At 47.9% G+C, this 20,005-nt stretch carries 18 protein-coding genes; 10 read left to right on the top strand and 8 right to left on the bottom strand.

Features of this window, described 5'->3' with window-relative positions:
- Positions 1–42 precede the first annotated feature (42 nt).
- A complete protein-coding gene (locus AC1DYT_RS13385) occupies positions 43–834 on the top strand; it encodes a hypothetical protein (protein ID WP_477470097.1) in 792 nt (263 codons plus the stop codon).
- On the opposite strand, the gene AC1DYT_RS13380 is transcribed toward AC1DYT_RS13385, so the two are convergent.
- A complete protein-coding gene (locus AC1DYT_RS13380; protein WP_477470096.1) occupies positions 831–2,390 on the bottom strand; it encodes a glycoside hydrolase family 10-like protein in 1,560 nt (519 codons plus the stop codon). The two genes, AC1DYT_RS13385 and AC1DYT_RS13380, sit on opposite strands and share 4 nt — an antisense overlap.
- Before the next feature lie 255 nt (positions 2,391–2,645).
- Here AC1DYT_RS13380 and AC1DYT_RS13375 point away from each other — a divergent pair, with 255 nt between their 5' ends.
- On the top strand, positions 2,646–3,554 hold the full coding sequence (locus tag AC1DYT_RS13375) for a hypothetical protein (protein ID WP_477470095.1): 909 nt from the start codon (positions 2,646–2,648) through the stop codon (positions 3,552–3,554).
- A 77-nt stretch (positions 3,555–3,631) separates the two neighbouring features.
- Here AC1DYT_RS13375 and AC1DYT_RS13370 read toward each other — a convergent pair whose 3' ends face one another.
- Together AC1DYT_RS13370 and AC1DYT_RS13365 are read right to left on the bottom strand one after the other, a co-directional pair.
- On the bottom strand, positions 3,632–3,832 hold the full coding sequence (locus AC1DYT_RS13370) for a hypothetical protein (protein WP_477470094.1): 201 nt from the start codon (positions 3,830–3,832) through the stop codon (positions 3,632–3,634).
- Between the two features lie 89 nt (positions 3,833–3,921).
- Positions 3,922–4,305: a hypothetical protein gene (locus AC1DYT_RS13365; protein ID WP_477470093.1), complete on the bottom strand. Its 384-nt coding sequence runs from the start codon at positions 4,303–4,305 to the stop codon at positions 3,922–3,924.
- A 126-nt stretch (positions 4,306–4,431) separates the two neighbouring features.
- On the opposite strand from AC1DYT_RS13365, the gene AC1DYT_RS13360 reads away from it, so the two are divergent.
- Together AC1DYT_RS13360 and AC1DYT_RS13355 are read left to right on the top strand one after the other, a co-directional pair.
- Positions 4,432–4,872, top strand: a complete 441-nt coding sequence (locus AC1DYT_RS13360) for a YybH family protein (protein ID WP_477470092.1) — start codon at positions 4,432–4,434, stop codon at positions 4,870–4,872.
- Between the two features lie 21 nt (positions 4,873–4,893).
- Positions 4,894–5,280: a VOC family protein gene (locus AC1DYT_RS13355; protein ID WP_477470091.1), complete on the top strand. Its 387-nt coding sequence runs from the start codon at positions 4,894–4,896 to the stop codon at positions 5,278–5,280.
- Between the two features lie 110 nt (positions 5,281–5,390).
- Here the strand turns inward: AC1DYT_RS13355 and AC1DYT_RS13350 are convergent, their stop codons facing one another.
- Positions 5,391–6,002, bottom strand: a complete 612-nt coding sequence (locus AC1DYT_RS13350) for a SixA phosphatase family protein (RefSeq protein WP_477470090.1) — start codon at positions 6,000–6,002, stop codon at positions 5,391–5,393.
- Positions 6,003–6,048: 46 nt separating this feature from the next.
- On the opposite strand from AC1DYT_RS13350, the gene AC1DYT_RS13345 reads away from it, so the two are divergent.
- The 3 genes from AC1DYT_RS13345 (at position 6,049) to AC1DYT_RS13335 (ending at position 11,095) form a co-directional block, all read left to right on the top strand.
- Positions 6,049–7,038, top strand: coding sequence for a YihY/virulence factor BrkB family protein (locus AC1DYT_RS13345; protein ID WP_477470089.1), 990 nt, complete (start codon positions 6,049–6,051; stop codon positions 7,036–7,038).
- Positions 7,039–7,242: 204 nt separating this feature from the next.
- Positions 7,243–8,403 carry a PDZ domain-containing protein gene (locus AC1DYT_RS13340; RefSeq protein WP_477470088.1) on the top strand — a complete coding sequence of 387 codons (1,161 nt, stop codon included), beginning with the start codon at positions 7,243–7,245 and terminating at the stop codon, positions 8,401–8,403.
- A gap of 94 nt (positions 8,404–8,497) precedes the next feature.
- Positions 8,498–11,095, top strand: a complete 2,598-nt coding sequence (locus AC1DYT_RS13335; RefSeq protein WP_477470087.1) for a zinc-dependent metalloprotease — start codon at positions 8,498–8,500, stop codon at positions 11,093–11,095.
- Between the two features lie 92 nt (positions 11,096–11,187).
- On the opposite strand, the gene AC1DYT_RS13330 is transcribed toward AC1DYT_RS13335, so the two are convergent.
- Positions 11,188–11,460, bottom strand: a complete 273-nt coding sequence (locus tag AC1DYT_RS13330) for a hypothetical protein (protein WP_477457878.1) — start codon at positions 11,458–11,460, stop codon at positions 11,188–11,190.
- 204 nt (positions 11,461–11,664) lie between these two features.
- On the opposite strand from AC1DYT_RS13330, the gene AC1DYT_RS13325 reads away from it, so the two are divergent.
- Both AC1DYT_RS13325 and AC1DYT_RS13320 read left to right on the top strand, forming a co-directional pair.
- Positions 11,665–12,627: a hypothetical protein gene (locus AC1DYT_RS13325; RefSeq protein WP_477470086.1), complete on the top strand. Its 963-nt coding sequence runs from the start codon at positions 11,665–11,667 to the stop codon at positions 12,625–12,627.
- A 213-nt stretch (positions 12,628–12,840) separates the two neighbouring features.
- Positions 12,841–15,819, top strand: coding sequence for an outer membrane beta-barrel protein (locus AC1DYT_RS13320; RefSeq protein WP_477470085.1), 2,979 nt, complete (start codon positions 12,841–12,843; stop codon positions 15,817–15,819).
- A gap of 73 nt (positions 15,820–15,892) precedes the next feature.
- Here the strand turns inward: AC1DYT_RS13320 and AC1DYT_RS13315 are convergent, their stop codons facing one another.
- From AC1DYT_RS13315 to AC1DYT_RS13305, 3 genes are all read right to left on the bottom strand, one after another.
- A complete protein-coding gene (locus tag AC1DYT_RS13315) occupies positions 15,893–16,267 on the bottom strand; it encodes a response regulator (protein ID WP_477470084.1) in 375 nt (124 codons plus the stop codon).
- Positions 16,268–16,772: 505 nt separating this feature from the next.
- Entirely contained in the window at positions 16,773–17,381 is a 609-nt protein-coding gene (locus AC1DYT_RS13310) for a DUF416 family protein (RefSeq protein ID WP_477470083.1), read from the bottom strand.
- Positions 17,382–17,472: 91 nt separating this feature from the next.
- Entirely contained in the window at positions 17,473–19,011 is a 1,539-nt protein-coding gene (locus AC1DYT_RS13305; RefSeq protein ID WP_477470219.1) for a YifB family Mg chelatase-like AAA ATPase, read from the bottom strand.
- A 214-nt stretch (positions 19,012–19,225) separates the two neighbouring features.
- On the opposite strand from AC1DYT_RS13305, the gene AC1DYT_RS13300 reads away from it, so the two are divergent.
- Positions 19,226–20,002 (top strand): LuxR C-terminal-related transcriptional regulator, encoded by a 777-nt coding sequence (locus AC1DYT_RS13300; protein WP_477457871.1) that lies wholly within the window; start codon positions 19,226–19,228, stop codon positions 20,000–20,002.
- Positions 20,003–20,005 lie beyond the last annotated feature (3 nt).

Below are 20,005 nucleotides of genomic sequence, written 5' to 3'. Positions count from 1 at the left end.
TGCCCGGCGAAACAAAAGGCGATAAAATGTACTTTTGATAGCATGCAGCAAACCCTTCATATCCTCAATGGCGATGCCACTTTATCCGGTTTTGAGCAGGCGGATATAGCCGGCGATGTGATGATATGGCGCGAGGTGCTATCCGAAGGGCCGGTTATGGCCAATGTTGCTTCGGCGGCATTTTGGCAACAGCGGGCCGGTTGGATAAGCGAAACTTTCGGCGAAACGCCGGCGGGCTATCACGATAGCATGGTGGTACCGCTGGAAATGTTGAGCCGGCCTTACGAAGAAATAAACCTGTGGTTCGAATTCGATTTGCATTGCCAGGTAAACCTGCTGGCAGCCATGATGCTGCTTAACCAGCAAACCAACTTGTCGGCTCCTGAAGTGTACCTGATAAGCCCCGCTGACTTCCCCGGTATAGAAAGCTTCAGTGGTATGGGAGAATTGAACGGCGAACAACTGGATTACCTGTACGATAACATCCGCGTACAGCTAAGCGAATACGATTTTGCCCTTGCCGCCGAAGCCTGGGCGCTGTATGTGGCCGGTGATGCCGCTAAACTGCAAGCCTGGCTTACCGAAACCACCTTTTGGGGCAATATGCCCAACCTTGAAGCGGCTATGCAGGCACACCTGAAAAGGCTGCAATTTGATGCCGAAGGGCTAAACTATATCCACCGTAAACTACTGGCTATTTACAATGATGGCATCCGCAGCAAACCGGCCATCTACCAATCCTTCTGGCATGATGAAAAGATATACGGCATGGGCGACAGCCAGCTGGATATTTACCTGCAGCAATTAGCCGATAAGCAGCTCATCAGCCTTTAAAGTACAGATGCCGGTACCGTAACAGCCATTGGGGCCGTTCGTTCGCTTTCGTTCTTCAGCCTGTCTATAGCGGTTACTACATAAAAATAAGTCTTTCCGGGCTGCACGGTGTTGTCTTGGTAAACGGTGTCGGTATTGTACTGTATATGCAGGATGTTGCGCGGGTCGCCCAGGTCGAATTTCTCATTCACCTGGAAACGATAGATAACGTACCCATAAACGGGCTCATTATCGGCAGCAACCAGGGGCGCGCTCCATCGTAAAACGGCACTTTTACGTTCCAGTCGTGCTGTAAAAGCCTGAGGCGTATTCGGCGGTACCGAATCCAGCCAAAGCATTGGCGGCGGCAGGGCCGGGTAGCGGTAAAAATCGGTCCGTAGGCTATCGGTAAGGTGATTGGCATTATTGGTGATAGACAAGGAGCGGAAGAAAACGCTACCCTGCACCCGTGGGTTGGCGCGGATGAGCCTAATTTGGTTAGGTATCTCGGATGGGTTTTTGTAGGCAAGGCTGCGCGGCTCGTAAAAGCGGTAGGGAGCCTGGCCTATGTACAAATGGCGGTTGTAAGTGTTATTGCTCCACCAATCCAGCAGTTTTTCGAATGCCGCCAGGCGGTAGCCTATATGCCAGTACAGTTGCGGGTTTATATAATCTATCCAGCCTTCCTGCATCCATTTGCGGGTATCGGCGTAGTTTTCTATGTATGATGAGCCGCCTGCCGTTTCAGAACCATCCGGGTGCTGGCTTTTGTTGGCCCATATGCCAAATGGGCTTATGCCAAATTTCATAGTGGGCTTATATTTGTGTATGCTATCGCCCAGCATCTGTATCAGCTTATCCACATTATCGCGGCGCCAATCTTTTACGTTGTCGAAATCCTGGCCGTACTCGGCGTATGCCTCGGCATCGTTTATCACCTGCCCTTTCGCGGGGTATGGATAAAAGTAGTCGTCCATATGTATGCCATCTACATCGTAGTTTTTCACTACATCAAGCACCACCTGCACAATATATTCGCGCACCTCGGGCAAGCCGGGGTTAAAAAGCTTTATGCCTTCGTAGGTAAAAAACCACTCGGGTTTGGTACGGGTGATGTGGTCTGGCGCCAGGGCGTAAAATTTATTATCGAAAGTAGCACGGTAGGGGTTAAACCAGGCATGCAGCTCCATACTGCGTTTATGGGCCTCGGTTATCGCAAATTGCAAGGGGTCGTAATCGGGGGTTTCGCCCTGCTTGCCGGTGAGGTATTTAGACCAGGGCTCGCGGCTTTTGGCGTAAAAGGCATCGGCAGCAGGCCTCACCTGAAACATAATGGCATTGATGCCGGCCTGCTGGTGCGCGTTTAGCTGGTTTACCAGATCGCGCTGCTGGCTCTCTGCCGTACCGCGCGCATTCTGCGGCCAATCCAAATTAGACACCGTGGCTATCCACACACCTCTAAACTCGCGCTTGGGCAGCGGGCGGAGAGAATCTGTTGCAACAACAGCCTGGGCAAGCGTACGCGCCGAAATCAACACAGAAAGAACGATAGCAAAAAAGTATTTATAACGTAGCATCAAGCCGGTATTTTATTAAAAGCTGCAAAGATATAAACTCATTACTAAGCCGTTTTATTATTAAGCATAATATTTGCTTCAATTTTGTGTTTTAGTTATTTACCCGATTTTTAAAATCGAAGCTAAAATTTATGTGGTTTAACAGATTTTTTTACCTTAGCACAAAATAAACCCCTATATTTAATCAACAACCACAGGTAAAACCCTAAGCTTATTAAATAGTTTAGGTTATATTAAACTTAACAATCAATTACGATGGAAAAAGAATACGGACAAGCACCTAAAAAAAATTCGAATGTAATTTACTTTTTGATTGCGGTAGTGGTAGCCTTATTGGGTACCGATGTGTACCTGTACATGCAAAAAAGCAAATCGGATACCAAGATAGTTTACCAGAACGACGAGAAAACCCGCCTGCAAACCGAGCTGGATAGCCTGGAAGCACAGATAGAGCAAGTAAACGCAGGCCGTGCGCAAATGAGCACAGCCATGAAGGCCGAAAACGATGCGTTGAGGGTGAAGATAAAAGTGCTGCGGCAGAAGCTGGCAAAAGGCAAGCTTACCGTAGCCGAGCTTGGCAAGGCGCAGGAAGACGTGAAACAGCTGCGTTATTTTGTGGCCAAATACACAGCCGAAAACGAGGAGCTTAAGAAAGAAAACACCAACCTTACTGTAGAGCGGGATACACTGAAGACCAACCTGGCCACAGTCAGCGGCAAGGCAGCCGACCTGGAAAAGAAAAACCTGGAACTGGATTCGCGGGTGAAGGAAGCATCGGCCCTGAAGATTGGCGCAGCCGAGGTAATTGCGTATAAGATAAAGAACAGCGGCAAAGAGGTTGAAGAGAAGAAAGCCAAAAACGTACAGAAGATAAAGATAAGCTTTACCATTGCCGGCAATACAGTAGCCGAAAAAGGCTTGCACGATATTTACGTACGTGTTATAGACCCTACCGGAAACCTCATTACCCCGGCCGATAGCGGCACATTTACTGCCGACGCGCAGGATTTGCAATACACCTACAAAACCGCCATAGATTTTAAGGACGACGGCAGCACTTACCCTATCGATTGGCTGTACTCGCCGTTCCAAAAGGGCACTTACACGGTAATTTTATATGCCGATGGATTCACCATGGGCAAAGCATCGTTCACACTGAAATAGGCTGGCATGCTCCAAATATTGAAGAGGCTGTATCACCATCATGATACAGCCTCTTTTTTTGGGGGCTACTTTCTGCCTTAGTATAGTACGTCTTTTTCGCTTACTTGCCGGGCCGCGTCCTTTTTATCAACCATTTCTATCGATACTTCGGTATCGATAAAATCTTCCTGCCTTTTTGAGGGAATAGGTGCCGCCCCCACAATGCCGATACCCGTTAATGCCAATACGAGGAACAGCGCGAGGCTTATAAGCCTCAACAATCTCTTAAAACTTTTCATGCCGAAAATAATGCCATGGCCAAGCCATGCCGTGTAACAATTAAACTATACCAAAGGGGTAATGAGGGCGGAATACGCCATGCGAAGTTTTAGCCGTTACAGGCCGAGAGCGAGAGGTGCCTCACAGGATAGGCAAATGTGTGTTTAAGAGCGGAAAACTGTGTACTTAAAAGCGCGTACCTGGCAGCAAAAGCATTAGCCAAAATACGTTGGGAAATGTTTTTTGGCTTCGCGATAGCCGCAGCCTCCAGCGGGTTATTGTGGATGCGAAACAACGCCCATTTGTAATGAAAGGCGGCTTTAACATTAGCCCGCACAACTGCGCCCTGCCCCGAAGTTGCCATTGCGCAGTTAACCGCCGGCCGGCTAACATAGCCCGATATATAAAAGAAGCTCACCAGCAAAGCGGCAACAAGCATAGCTGCTTTAAGCCTCGCCTTTAAATGATGTACTATGTTGCTTTGGTAAAACACAGCGTAAATATAGCTTTTAGTTTCGATTGTCGCATTTGCCCCCGCAAAAGGGCGCGATAATGTTTTGCCCGGCCGTTTATTGGCCGCACTTTTGTTAGATAAGCCGCGAAACCAAACTTGTTAATTATGAGCGACATAACAGATACCCTTACAGCCGATGCGGAGATAAGGGAATTGATAGACAATAAAATTATAGCGGTTTACAACCGCGACGAAAAGGCGCTGTTGGCCAAATACGCCCCTGGCGTAATAACTTTCGATATTGGGGCACCTTTGCAAAATGAAAGCGGGATAGAAGTGCGCCTGGAAAAATGGTTTTCCGGGTATATGGGTCACATCAATCAGGAAGTTGCTGATGTGGAAGTAGCGGCAAACAGCGATATAGCTTACAGCCATTGCCTTATGCGTACCTGGGGTACAAGCGTAGAGGGCCGCGAGTTTGATATGTGGTACCGCGTAACTTCCTGCTATAAAAAGCTGGATGGCGAGTGGCGCATTACCCATGAACACCTTTCCGAACCGATAGATATGGAAAATGGCAAAGCACTATTTACCCTAAAACCATAATAAACAATTAAACACGATACCATGTTAAAAGATTCAAAGGCGTTCAGCGGATTTTCGGTAAACGATGTAGACGCGGCAAAGCATTTTTATGGCGAAGTGCTGGGCCTGCAGGTAGATAAAAACGATGAGATGGGCGGATTGCTTACCATACACATAGCGGGTTCCAGCAATATTATCGCCTACCCCAAACCCAACCATGTGCCGGCTACGTTCACCATCCTAAACTTCCCGGTTAAAGACATTACGACCACGGTAAATGAGCTGAAAGCTCGCGGCGTAGTGTTTGAAAGTTACGACAGCGAATACCTCAAAACCGACGAGGATAACATTTCGCGCGGCAATGGCGGGCCAAACATAGCCTGGTTTAAAGACCCCGCGGGTAATTTCCTTTCGGTGATAGAAGAATAATCCGCCTTCGGATAAATTAATGGGGGGGGGCATTGTTCAGCCCTCTGATTATCTGGTCAACGGGCAGTTGCCAGGGGGCGGTCTGCCTTATCCCGAACGCAGGGCCAAACTCAATAGTGTGAAGCCGGGCTGATGAATTGCTGCGCAGGGCGGTTATCCTCCTTGTACTTCTGCGGCAGGTCTGATTTGTGGTGTAGCGTGCCGTAGTATGATATCTCCAGTTCGCGCTCGCCCGAATCATTGATAGTGAGTTTGAAAATCATATCGTAATCATCCTCATCCAGTGCATCAAAGGGCATTTCGCTGCCAAATGCATCCAGCAGGGGCATCAGGGTATTAGAGTGCCCGATTATGAGTACGTTACTGCCACTGAAGTTTTTAAGTATGGTTGCAGCAAATGCTTTAAGGCTATCGCCATAAACCCGGGGTAGTACATGGGCCTGTGTAGCCAACGGGTTGGCGGTTTCGGCTGTGCGTTTGTATTTGGTAACGTATATGGCTTTTATTTTTTCGCGCTTCAGGAGTTTTGCAAGCGATACCGCACGTTTTTGCCCATCCAACGTAAGGCTTGGGTTATCGGGGTTCAGTGCGGTAGCAGGCTCTTTTTCAGCATGGCGCACCAACCATATGGTAGTTTTTTGCGCAAATGCATTATAATTGCTAAGTAAAAAGCAAACAAACAGTACTCTTAAGGCTTTAGTTCTTAGCGATGCGTTTTTCATAACGTAGATATGGGTTATTAGCAAAGGTATTTACAAATATATTGATATGAAGTTTTTAGATAAAGAATATTTAAAACACATCTGGAAAGTGCTGGTAGCCACGTTCAGCGCGTTCGGCAGCGATAACGGCTTAAAACTAAGCGCATCGCTCGCCTACTATACCGTATTTTCGTTGGCGCCGTTGCTTATCCTCATCATATCATTAGCCGGCCTGGTTTTTGGGCACGATGCCGCCACCAATAGGCTTTATCCCGAAATTAAACACTACGTAGGCGCATCTGCCGCCCTGCAGATACAGGATACCCTTAAAAACCTGGAGTTAAGCGGCAAAACAGGTGTGGCGGTAATAATAGGCACTTTAACCCTGCTCATTGGCGCGAGCAGCATCTTTTTAGAGATACAAGATTCGCTGAATATGATATGGCGGGTAAAGGCTAAGCCCAAAAAAGGCTGGGTAAAAATGCTGCAGAACCGCTTCCTCTCGTTCTCGCTCATCGTAAGCCTTGGGTTTTTACTGATGGCATCGCTGGTAATCAACTTTTTGATGGATGCATTGAAAACGCAGATTACCAAATTTTTGCCCAGCATTACCAAGCTGCTCATCGGCGGCATAAATCTGGGCATTACGCTCGTCGTTATCTCCGTACTGTTCGGCATCATCTTTAAATTTTTGCCCGATGTAAAGATAAAATGGAAAGATGTGCGCTCCGGGGCATTCTTCACCGCTATATTATTTATGTTGGGCCAGTATATCATCAGCCTCTACATACAATACACTGCGCAGGGTTCGGCATACGGCGCCGCAGGTTCGCTCATCGTAATATTGGTTTGGATATATTATACGGCCGCTATTTTATACATCGGTGCCGAGTTTACCCAGGTGTACGCAGAAGCCATAGGCAGCCACATAGAGCCTGCCGATTACGCCGTACATGTGCAGCAAACCGAAGTAGAACGCACCGTGAAGCAATTACCCGCCCAAAACCCCGAGATAAAGGGCAATCTTGTTACTTCTCCTGCAGGGAAAAAAACTTAACGCTTTATTGTAGCCTAGGTGGCACTAATTTATACACGGGATTGAGCTATACTTAGCTATTTACAAAAAGGGCATTGTACATTAAATAAATAATGCTGTACATTTAGCTTCCAATTATAGGGTTCCTTGTCAGTAGCTAAATACATATTACAAAAAAAAACATTCTGGCTCACTGCGTTCATCTGCTGCTGTTACGTCTCGTCTATGGCGCAATCCTTTTCGATAGATAGCGGCCGCAGGAACGTATCCATCCCCTTTAGGGTTATCCGCAATATGGTGGTCATCAAAATGCGCATCAACGATAAAGGGCCGTACAACTTTATTTTGGATACCGGCGTAGGGTTGATGATCATGACCGACCCGACGATGATAGATTCGATAAAACTCGACTACCGGCGCACCCTAAAGATAACAGGCCTCGGCACCGATGGCGATTACGAAGCCATCATTACCCCGCCCTTAAAACTCGACATCCCCGGGCTTTACAGCACCGGCATATCGGCGGCTATCTTGAAAAAAGATTATTTCAACCTCTCCAGCTACGTGGGCCTGCCAATACGCGGCCTGCTTGGCTGGGATTTTTTTAACAACCTGGCCGTAAAGGTTAATTTCTCTGATAGCACCTTAACCGTTTGCCGGCCTTCCGATTTGAAGGGGGTTAAAAAAAGCCAGCGCATACCTATCACCATCGAAGAAAAAAAACCCTATTTGGAAACCATAGTGGTTATGCCCGATGGGCGCCGGGTAAAGAACAAACTGGTGATAGACCTTGGCGCCGGCCACCCCCTATCGTTGGAGAACCTGCAAAAAACCAACGGCATCCCCACCAAATTTATTAAGGCCAACCTGGGCGTTGCGATTAATGGCCCCATAGATGGCGTTATAAGCCGCATAAAAGAGATTGAGCTGGGCAAATACAAAATAAAGAACGTAATTACCTCCTTTCCAGACACTACTGCTGATAACCGCCAGTACGCCATACAGCGCGATGGCAATATGGGCATCGGCATCCTGAAAAAATTCAACATCGTATTCGATTACAGCAACGGTTGGCTGTACCTAAAGCCCAACGAAACCTATAGCATCCCCTTTGAACACGATATGAGTGGGATAGAGTATTTTTCTACGGGCGATAACCTGGATCACCTTATCATCAGTAGGGTAGAGCCCGGCTCGCCGGCAGATGAGATAGGGCTGGAGAAAAACGACGAGATCGTATCCATCAACTTTAAGCCGGTATCAAAAATGGGCACCGAAGAAGTAGATAACCTGCTAAAATCTAAAACCGACCGTAGCATACTACTGGAAGTTTATCACGATAAACGCTACGATAGAGTAATACTCACCCTAAGGCGAAGGATATAAGCCATTTGTAACAAGCCCGTTGCCCTATTGGCAATATTGCATAATATTTCATACTTTGGGCTTCGCTTTTTACTACTTAATTATTAAAAAAATCATGAATAAACCTTTACGGGCAGGCACCTACCTGCGCGTGGCCATTGTTGCCCTCGCCCTTGCCGCAGGCTCTTGCGCTACCAAAAAAAACGCCGCATCTACGGTAACCCTTAAAACCACAACTACGCCCGGCGGTAGCACTACCACTACGGCAACCGTGGCTCCGCCAAAGAAAGAAGGCATCAAAAAATTCAGCGACCTGATAGGCAAAGCAAAAGCTGATACTGGTCTTTTTACTACTTATAAGGTAGACGGAAAGTATTACTTCGAGGTGCCCGATAGCCTGCTTAGCCGCGAAATGCTGATTGTAACCCGTTTCGTAAAAACCCCGACAGGCTTAAAATCATTCGGCCAACAATATGGTGGCGAAGAAGTGAACGAACAGGTTTGGAAATGGGAACGCCACGATAAGCAAATCTTCGTGCGTGTGCCCAGTTACTCGGTAAGAGCCGATAGCACCAGCGATATGTACCAATCGGTAAAAAACTCTAACCTTGATGCCGTGCTGGCTTCGTTCGATATCAAAGCATATAATAAAGACACTACAGGCGTGCTGATAGATGTAACCGATATGTACAACGGCGACCTTGCGGCCATAAGCCTGCCCGATAATATCAAAAAACTGTATAAAGTAAGTGCGCTTGATAACACCCGCTCTTATATCGATACCATCAAAAGCTTCCCTGTAAACGTAGAGGTACGCACGCTGAAAACCTTTCGCGCGGCAGAATCGCCTACCGATAACACCAATGGTGCGCTCACTTTTGAGCTGAACACTTCTATGCTGTTGCTGCCTAAAGTGCCCATGAAAGCCCGTTTGATGGATGCGCGCGTGGGATATTTTGGCCAATCGCAAACAGATTACGGTACCGGTGCCCAAAGATCTGAAGTTACTGCGTATATACATCGCTGGAGGCTGGAACCTAAAGACGAAGCAGCTTATGCCCGCGGCGTACTGGTAGAGCCCAAGAAACAGATTGTTTACTACATAGACCCTGCCACACCAAAAAAATGGGTACCCTACCTTATTGCAGGCATTAACGATTGGAACAAGGCCTTTGAAGCAGCCGGCTTTAAGAACGCCATTGTTGGCAAAGTTGCCCCTACCTTTAAAGAAGACCCGGAATTTAGCACCGAAGATGCACGTTACAGTGTGCTGCGCTACTTTGCCTCTGATGTGCAAAATGCTTATGGCCCGCATATCTCGGATCCGCGCAGTGGCGAAATATTGGAGAGCCACGTAGGCTGGTATCACAACGTAATGAGCCTGCTGCGCAACTGGTTCCTGATACAAACCGCAGCAGTAAACCCGAATGTGCGCAACCCGCAATTTACCGATGAGCAAATGGGCGAGCTGATACGCTTCGTATCATCGCACGAAATTGGGCACACCCTCGGCTTGCCCCACAACTTCGGCAGCAGCTACGCTTACAAGGTAGATTCATTGCGCTCTAAAACATTTACCGCTACGCACGGCACGGCACCATCTATTATGGATTATGCCCGCTTCAACTACATAGCGCAACCCGGCGACGGCGTAACCCACCTGTACCCACAAATTGGCGAATACGACCTATGGGCCATTAAATGGGGCTACAGTTATTTTGGCGGCGGCAAAACACCAAAGCAGGAGAAAGAATTGCTGGATGTGTGGACCACAAAAAACGCCGGCAACCCGCTCTACTACTATGGTCGCCAGGGTACCTCTATAGACCCACGCCTGCAAAACGAAGATTTGGGCGATAATGCCATGAAAGCAAGCATGTACGGTATTGCCAACCTGAAAAGGATATTACCTAACCTGGAGAAATGGACCTACCAAAAAGGCGAGGATTTTGACGATGTGCAAACCCTTTACAACGAGGTAATAGGCCAGTACAACCGTTACATAGGCCACGTAACCATGAACGTTGGCGGCATGAACGAAAACTTTAAAACCTACGATCAAACCGGCCCGGTTTACGGTTTCGTGAGCAAAAGCCTGCAACGAGATGCTGTTGCTTTCCTTAACCAGCAGGTGTTTAAAACACCAACCTGGCTCATCAATAATGCCGAATTGAGCAAATTCGATAACGGCGTGGTGATTGGCCGCATAAAAGCAGTGCAGGTAAATGCACTGGGCAATTTGCTAAACCCGTCGCGCCTGGCCCGTATGTTTGATAACGAGACGAAGAGTGGCGCATTGGCTTACACAGTTAGCGATTTGCTTACCGACCTGCGTCCCGGCATATTCCCTGCGGCTAAGCCCGACCAGTTCCAGCGCAACCTACAGCGCGGATATGTAGATAATCTGAAAATGTTCTTAAATGTGGATGCCAGCCAAACTTTCCCCGGCTTTACATCGGCACAATTGGCAAGCTATGGCATTACGCCAATAAACATTGCCCTTTCAGATATCCGCCCAATGGTTAGGGCCGAATTGGCTAAGATAAGTGCTAGCCTCCCTAAGGGCGGCGATGCCTTGACAACGGCACACTACGCCGATTTGCGCCTGCGCATAAAAGAGGCGCTGTATCCAACAAAACCGGTTATCAACGTGGTTGGCGGTACCGTGAGCCGTTTTACTAACGACAGCAGCGATACGCAAATAGAATATTAAGATTAGATGCCCCGGCCCATTATGGCCTAACAGATATAAGCCCCAGCTATTTTTAGCTGGGGCTTTTGTTTTTTAAGATGCGGGCAAATGGGTTATTTAAGCTGGCTGATATTTTCGAAGAAAGCGGTTTGCAGGTCGAGCAGCGAACGCACGCTCATGCTTTCGCCATACATATCAAAGCAAAGGAATTTCGCTTTAGAAATATCGCCCTCTTTGGCTTTTTCGAAAAAGTTGAACGTTTCGAAAAAGTAATGATTGGTGGTTTCCTTGTTTTTAAAATTGGTTTGCGACGCATTTAGCCTGAAGCCAATAGCATCCATCCACGCATGTACCCTTGCGTGGAGCGACTTGGTGATGTTATCCATAGGTTAAAGATTTTTAATCTTTAACGAAAACGCACGAATAAAGGTTTTATGTTACAGCGAAACTCTTTTTAACATACGTTAACAATTGATGTGCATATGGCGGCATTAGGCGCTGGTGTAACGATGCAAGAAAAATTATTTCTTTCCACGCATCGTGAAACTTATTAACATCCTGCCCGTACAAAGATTACCAGTGTAAACGATATGAGAACAAAATCTACTCTTTTTGCCCTTTCGGTAATTTGCTTAACCAGCTTTGGGGCCTGTAAAAAAACCATTACCCCCGGCCCTGCAGGTGCAGATGGGGAAACGGGGGCAACGGGTGCCACCGGCGCAACAGGCGCAACAGGGGCATCGGGCCCGCAAGGCCCGCAGGGTGCAACCGGCGCCAATGGGACTAACGGAGCCACGGGAGCTACGGGGGCAACCGGCCCAGCGGGTGCAACAGGCGCAACAGGCCCCGCCGGCCCAACAGGGGCTACCGGCGCCACAGGAGCTACAGGCCCGGCAGGGGCAACAGGTGCTACAGGCCCAGCAGGGCCCGCCGGCCCTACCGGGGCAACAGGTGCCACAGGCGCAACCGGGCCCGCGGGGGCAACAGGCGCAACAGGCGCAACAGGCGCAACAGGCGCAACCGGGCAAACCGGAGCTACAGGCGCTACGGGTGCAACAGGCGCACAAGGGCCAGCCGGGGCTACGGGGGCAACTGGTGCTAATGGCACTAACGGCTCCAATGGTGCCGACGGCGCAACAGGTGCTACCGGTGCTACCGGTGCAACAGGAGCCGCCGGTGCTGATGGCAGTGCCAACGTTAGCAGCGTGCTGCTTACTAATAAAAGCGTAGTGCTTACCGGCTTTACGCAATTCAGCATACCGCAGATTACGCAGGATATAGTAGATAAAGGCGTGGTGCTGATGTTCTTCAGAATAACCGGCAGCAACAGCGGCTTTTTTGCCATGCCTTATGCCGAGGCTGGCCAAACTCTGGCGCTTTCTTCATATGGCGTAGGCTACGTAAGCGTAAAATCGAATTTTACGGCAAGCGGGTTAGATTTCAGGGTGGTAATTATGGCGGGTAGTTCGCTTACCACACTGGGCACCACGCATCCGGGCTTAAATCTCAGGAACTACAGCCAGGTGGCCGCTGCCCTGCACCTGTCTAATTAATATACAGGCTGCTATACAATCTTATACATCTTATTATCTTAGGCTCCGTTTTAACGGGGCCTTTGTTTTTATGTGTGTAACAATCCTATTATTTACCCCCATACCCGTGTAACAATACTATGATTATTAAATATTTAATATCAATTAAGTGAACATTTGCACAATATATGCGTGGTAAACGCAATACATCAATGCATGCCTACTAAATACGTTATGAAATACATCTTTATACTTCTTACTATCCTAATCTTTACCGGGCTTAATGCCAATGCACAGGGCGGTCGCCAGATAAGCGGCACCATCATCGACTCTACCAAGCTTACCCTGCCAGGCAGCAGCGTGAGGATATCATCTGAACTTGGCGACAGCCTTGCCAGCACTACCGATGTGAATGGTAAATTCCTGTTCAACGGCATAAAAGGCACAAAAATCACCCTTACTATTTCGTCTATCGGTTATCAGGGCATTATCAAACATTATAGCCTTATCGCCGGCGATAAGGCTATTGTATTCGACCCCATCATCCTGAAATCGGAAACCCGCCAATTGGGAGTGGTAACCATCGTAGGTGTTAACCCGGTGGTATTTAAGGAAGATACCGTGCAATACAGCGTATCGGCTTATAAAGTGCGCGAAAATGCCCCTATTGAAGATGTGCTGAAGAAGATACCCGGTATAGACGTAGCTAAAGACGGTACAGTTACCGCACAAGGCAAGCAGGTAACCAAAGTACGCGTAAACGGCAAGGATTTCTTCGGCGGCGATGTGTTAAGCGCTACCAGGAATTTGCCTGCTGATGTGATAGACAATGTGCAAATAGTAGACGATTACGGCGACCAGGCTAATCTTACCGGCGTAAAAACCGGCGAGCCCACCAAAGTGCTCAACTTCACCATCCGTAAGGATAAGAATTACGGCTACTTTGGCCAGGCTACCGTAGGCGACGGTTCTGATGCCTTGCCTAAAGACCCCGGTGTTACCAACGATAACCGTTATCTGGGCTTGTTGAACTTTTTCAAATTCAAGGGGGATCAGCAGGTATCTGTATTAGGGAGCATCAACAATACCAATGTAAACACCTTCAGCTTTGGCTCGGCAACCGGCGGTGCGGCAGGCGGTGGCGGTTTTGGCGGCGGTGGTGGTGGCGGCCGTGGCAATGCCCTAAGAGGCGGCTCCGGTTCTACCACAAACGCCAACGGTATTACCAACGCGCATTCTATCGGCCTTAACTTTAGGGATCAGTGGGGTAAAAACCTCTCTGTATATGGAAGCTACAGCTTTAACGACAATACTGTATTTACCAACTCTACAAATATTCAAAAAAACACGTCGGCCAATATCGTTAGCCAAAGCAACAGCCAGAGCACAGAAACTAACAACCCGGTAAACCATCGCTTCAACTTCAACCTGGAGTGGAAACCCGATACGATCAACTATTTGAAACTTACACCAACATTCTCCTACGCGGGCAGCGATGTTACCAGCCTGGATATCGTAAACGCAAAGCGCGACGGTCAGGTGACCCAGGCTTACACTTCTAACTCGATCAGCAACTCTTCGTCGCCAAATTACGGCATTACCGGTTTGTATAACCACAGGTTTAGCCACAAAGGCCGTAACCTTAGCGTCGGGTTCAATGCATCTACCAATAAAAATAACCAGTACGATAACCCTATTTACGATTATGCCCCCGGTTCTTTACGCAACGCGCCCGAAAACCAGGTAATTTATACCGATAGCCGCACCAATAACTACGGCGCAAACCTATCGTACCAGGAGCCGCTGGGCAAGCACTCGTTTTTAGAGGGCAACTACGCTTACAACCACAACTATACCACCAGCGATAAAGAAACCGACACTTTATACGCCGCCAATGCCTACCACAATTACCCGCTTTGGAGCAACAACTATAACTATACTTTTACTACAAACCGCTTTGGTTTAAACTATAGGGTTGTAGAGGCCAAGTATAACTATGTAATTGGTATTGGCGGGCAGCCATCTACCCTGGAAGGCTTCAATGTAAAAACAAGTCAGTCTACCAGGATCACCAATTTCAATGTGATACCTACCGCGCGTTTCGTTTATAATTTCTCGCGGAGCCAGAATCTAAGTTTCCAATATAACGGCACGAGCAATCAGCCTGCGTTTAACCAGTTGCAGCCCGTATTGGATTTCTCCAACGCATCGTACCCGGTGCAGGGTAACCCCAATCTAAACGCCGAGTTCAACAACAGCCTGCAATTGCGCTACGGCAACTTCAGCTTCCAAACAGGCAATATCTTCTTTGCGAATGTTGGCTATACGAAAACGGATAACAAAATCGTGAACGTGAATATCTCCTATCCGCGCAGCTTTACGACAGCGGCACTGGCCGCCGACCCAACCCTAAAGAACTTTGCAGGCGCAAACCTTATACAGTACCAAAACGCAAGCGGGTACTACCAAGTTAACGGCGGTTTGGTTTACTCCAAGCCATGGTCAGAACGTAAGTACACCATCATATTCAACACCAACGTTGGTTATACAAATAACATCGGTTTCGCCGGTTCGGTAGATTCCAACAACGTGGCAACCCCTATCGACAAAAACATAGCCAAAACGTTTACTTTATCTCCCGGCTTACGTTTCAGAGTGAATATTACGGATGTTATAGATGCGGAATTGAACTCCAGCTACGCCATCAACAAAACCGATAACTCATTGAATACGCCCGCGTTCAACCAAAACACCAATATTCGCACCCTTAACCTGGGCGCAAGCGGAAAGAATTATTTCTGGAAAGACTGGACGCTGAGCTACGATTACACCAAAACATTAAACTATGGTTACGACCCAACACTACAGATTAAAAACCCCAACATTTTAAATGCATACGTAGAACGCCGTTTCCTGAAAGACCATAGGGGGACCCTGCGTTTTGCAGCCTACGATTTATTTAACGAGAACACCGGTTTTTCGTCTGTAACTACCGGCAGCACCGTTACGCAAACCAATGTAAATAAACTTGGGCGTTACTTCCTGTTATCGTTTACGTTGAGGCTTCAGAAATTCTCGGGCAAGGCCCCATCCGGGGATCCAGGCCGTGGCGGCAGGCAGGGCGGTGGTTTCGGCGGTCCCGGTGGTGGTGGCGGACCAGGTGGCGGCGGCGGACCAGGTGGTGGCGGTCCGGGCGGCGGCGGACCAATGTAATAGAATATACACAAAACAAAAGAAGCCATCCCTTTATCAGCGGATGGCTTCTTTTGTTTTATACGTAGCTTTTTTATTGATGAACCAGCACGGTATTGATAACGCGTTCCAGCTCTTCTAAATCGAATGGTTTGGCCAGGTAGGTTTCGGCACCGGCGTGGCCGGCAAGCAATTGTATATCGCTATTTGCCGAAAAATAAACCACGGGGATATTCTTCAGCGACTCCTCCTTCTTTAAGGTTTGGGTAGCTATGATGCCGCCTGCATCGGGTATCCAGTTATCCATCAGGATAACGTCTGGCATAATGGCTGTTACTTTTTCAGTGATATTATTGCAATCGGTAAACGTATGTACGTCCCAGCCCTGCTCAACTAAAATATAGCTGCAGATAGATAGGATATCTTCATCGTCGTCGAAAATAATGATTTTCTTAGGCTGTTTGTTCATTGGGGATGCGGTTTGTGAAGCTATGCATTACTTTCAAAAAAAACAAATAATTTAATTACAACCAAAATGCCCACGGCTGTAATTAATGAAGGTGCAATGCGGCGTTTTCGCCGGGGAGTTTGTCCAACTTTTCTTTTATAGAAATTTTGGCCGAAGTTGTAAAGCAATGCGGCTACAAAACCGCCAAAATACCTTCAAAAATCTGCGTTTTTCTGCGTTTTTTCTTCAAAAAAGGGGCTGTTTTAGGGCAAATAGCGGGAGGTTTTATAAGCGCAAAAACAGCTTATTTAGCCAAAAGAACGTAAAAGCTTGTCCAGTTTTTTCCAGCTTTTGCGCAGATTTTAGCTGTGAGTTTCCAGGAAATTGCAGGTTGTTGCGGGCAGAGGAATGGTGTAGCGGGCTTTTTTCAATTGGTCAGTCACGTACGCCCCGCTCTTGGCCTACGCTGCATACTCGTACCAGTGGGGAGGCAGTCCCCATACTTATAAGACAGCCTCCAGTTTCACTACTTGATGATGTTTCTATCAATAATATCACCCCATGAGGCATTTATTTCCCTTAATACCATAAGGGACTCACCATCGATAACAGGTAGTTCATCTAACTTTTTTAGCAAATTTAATTGCCTATCGTGTTCTCTAATCATATATTGATCATTAGCAATTAGCAATTCTAACTTTTCAATATCTTTTACATAACCAATATTCTCTTTTTCTTGAATAAACATGTCTACCGTATTAATACAAGCTTGAGAGTTTTTAGAGACCAGCCCTTTCTCTCCGCTTTTCAGAAATTGAATAAACTCATCAAAGGCGCAACATGTATCAAAAGCATAAGAAGCTGAAGAACTATCAAATTCGTCCAAGTCTGGAAAGTTAACCGATAATTCATTTTCAACCACCTCAAAGAAAGCCTTGTCAAATTCAGAAAGCAGATGTCTGTAACCATTTTCAACTGTTTCTTTAAAGAACATCACGTTTCCCCAGTTTTCATTCCATGTAAAAACCTCGTATCCGAGGAGCATCTTTTCACAATTAAGATTACAGAATAAAGTAAGATGTTTATTAGATAGCTTTTCAATATAACTATCCCTAATTTCTGAAAAAGAATTCATTCGTTAATTTCGTTTTACTGGCGTTACAACATGAGTATCAGTAATTCAGCCTGCGGTCACCGCTATCACCGTACCACTAAGTCCCCACCACCTACCCGGCCCACCCCTCCCTGTCCAAACTCCTGAAATGGATGGCTTCGGCCAGGTGTTCCAGCAGTATTTCTTCGCTGCCGGCGAGGTCGGCGATGGTGCGTGATACTTTGAGGATGCGGTCGTACGCGCGGGCGGAGAGGCCTAGTTTTTCCATGGCCTTTTTTAGCAGCGTTTGGCCGGCCTGGCTTATCTTGCAAATGTCGCGCACCATTTGGGGGCTCATTTGGGCGTTGGCGTGCAGGTCGGGTTTGCTGCCGAAACGTTCTATCTGCAGTTCGCGGGCTTTGATTACGCGGTCGCGGATGTGTTCGCTTTTCTCGGCCAGGCGGTCTGACGATAGTTCGGTAAAGTTTACGGGGGTAACTTCAACGTGCAGGTCTATCCTGTCCAGCAGGGGGCCGGATATTTTGCTGAGGTATTTCTGCACCGTGCCCGGCGGACAGATGCATTCCTTTTCGGGGTGGTTGTAATAGCCGCAGGGGCATGGGTTCATACTGGCAATGAGCATAAAACTGCTGGGGTAATCAACCGTAAACTTGGCACGCGATATGGTAACGCGGCGCTCTTCCAGCGGCTGGCGCATTACTTCCAGCGCGCTGCGCTTAAACTCCGGCAGTTCATCCAGGAACAGTACGCCGTTGTGCGCCAGCGAAATTTCGCCGGGCTGGGGGTTGCTGCCTCCGCCTACCAGGGCAACATCGCTTATGGTATGGTGCGGTGAGCGGAAGGGCCGGGTGGTTACCAGCGCATCCGCTGTAGATAACTTACCGGCAACGGAATGTATCTTGGTGGTCTCCAATGATTCATGCAAACTCAGTGGTGGCAATATAGAGGGCAGCCTGCGGGCCAGCATGGTTTTGCCCGCCCCGGGAGGGCCTATCAATATTACGTTATGCCCGCCCGCGGCGGCAATTTCCAGCGCGCGCTTGATGTTCTCCTGACCTCGCACCTCGCTAAAGTCGCTATCGTAATTGGTGAGGCTATCGTAAAACTCCTCGCGGGTGTTCACTACCTCGCGCTCCAGTGTGCCGGTGCCGTTGAAGAAATCGGCCACTTGTTTAATGCTTTCTACGCCGTACACTTCCAAATCGTTTACGATGGCCGCCTCGCGGGCGTTTTGCTTGGGGAGGATGAAGCCTTTGTATTTCTCCTTGCGTGCCTGTATAGCAATCGGCAGCGAGCCTTTGATGGGCTGCAGGCTGCCATCGAGCGATAGTTCACCCATGATGAGGTATTTGTCCAGTTCTTCAGCGTCTATCTGACCCGATGCGGCAAGCACGCCTACGGCAATAGTAAGGTCGTAAGCAGAGCCTTCCTTGCGGATATCTGCAGGGGCCATATTTACCACTACCTGCTGCCGGGGCATGCGGTAGCCACAATTCTTCAGGGCCGATTCGATGCGGAAATAGCTCTCTTTAATGGCCACATCGGGCAGGCCCACTACGAAATATTTAGTGCCCGCCGCAATATTCACTTCCACGGTTATGGTAATGGCCTCAATGCCAAAAACTGCGCTACCAAAAGTTTTAACTAACACTATAGATAAGGTTTTGTATAGCGAAAGATAGAAAAAAAAATTAAAACCTAAGGGCTTACTAAAGCAACGGTATTGCCCTGTTCCGCAAAAAGCCAGCGCGGCACAGGCATTTGCAGTATGTTTCAATACATCGTTAGTTTATCCGCCTATATCAATATATTATTCATAAAATATCGATACATTGAAAACGATTTTTTTGCAGAAAATACAACCAATGGAAAAAACCAACCCCGATATTTATAACAGCGCCAAAAAAATATGGAGCGCCGCCATCAAAAGCGATGCTATACATGTAGAGGGCCTGAAAGTACAGATTGAATTCCACAAGCGGCTGCTGAACGTTTTCCAGGCAGGCCGCCATTACTATATGGTATTTAATATTTACCATATGGAGCTGGAGTTCATCAGCCCCGAAATAACCGATGCGCTGGGCTACGCGCCCGAGGAGGTGAACGCTATGTTTTTTTTGGATAATATACACCCGGACGATAAGCCCTGGTTCCTGAGTTTCGAAAACCGCTCTACCGAATTCCTTACCGCCCTGCCCCTGGACAAACGGGGTAGCTACAAATATCAGCACGATTATCGTATAATGAACAAGCATGGCAAATACGTGCGCCTTCTGCACCAGATACTGCCCATCGAGTTCGACGAGGATAACTTTTACCGTAGCCTGGTGATGCATACGGATATCTCGCACATAAAGCCCGCAGGAAAGCCCTGTTTCTCTATTATTGGGCTGGATGGCGAACCATCTTATTACAACCTGCAGGACACAGAGGCATTGGTGCGGTCTGACAGCATCTTCACCCCGCGCGAACGCGAAATCTTAAGATGCATAGTAGCCGGCTGCAGCAGCAAGGATATCGCTGCCCAATTATACATCAGCATCCATACAGTAAACGCGCACCGCAAGAATATTCTTAATAAGGCCGGCGTTAAAACCCCTATCGAACTGATGCGCAAAATGATACGCGAGGGTTGGGTGTAATAT

This window comes from Mucilaginibacter sp. P1_D10, from assembly GCF_056406215.1.
Note: the sequence above shows the minus strand (reverse complement) of the source record. Positions and strands in the feature narration are given on the sequence as shown.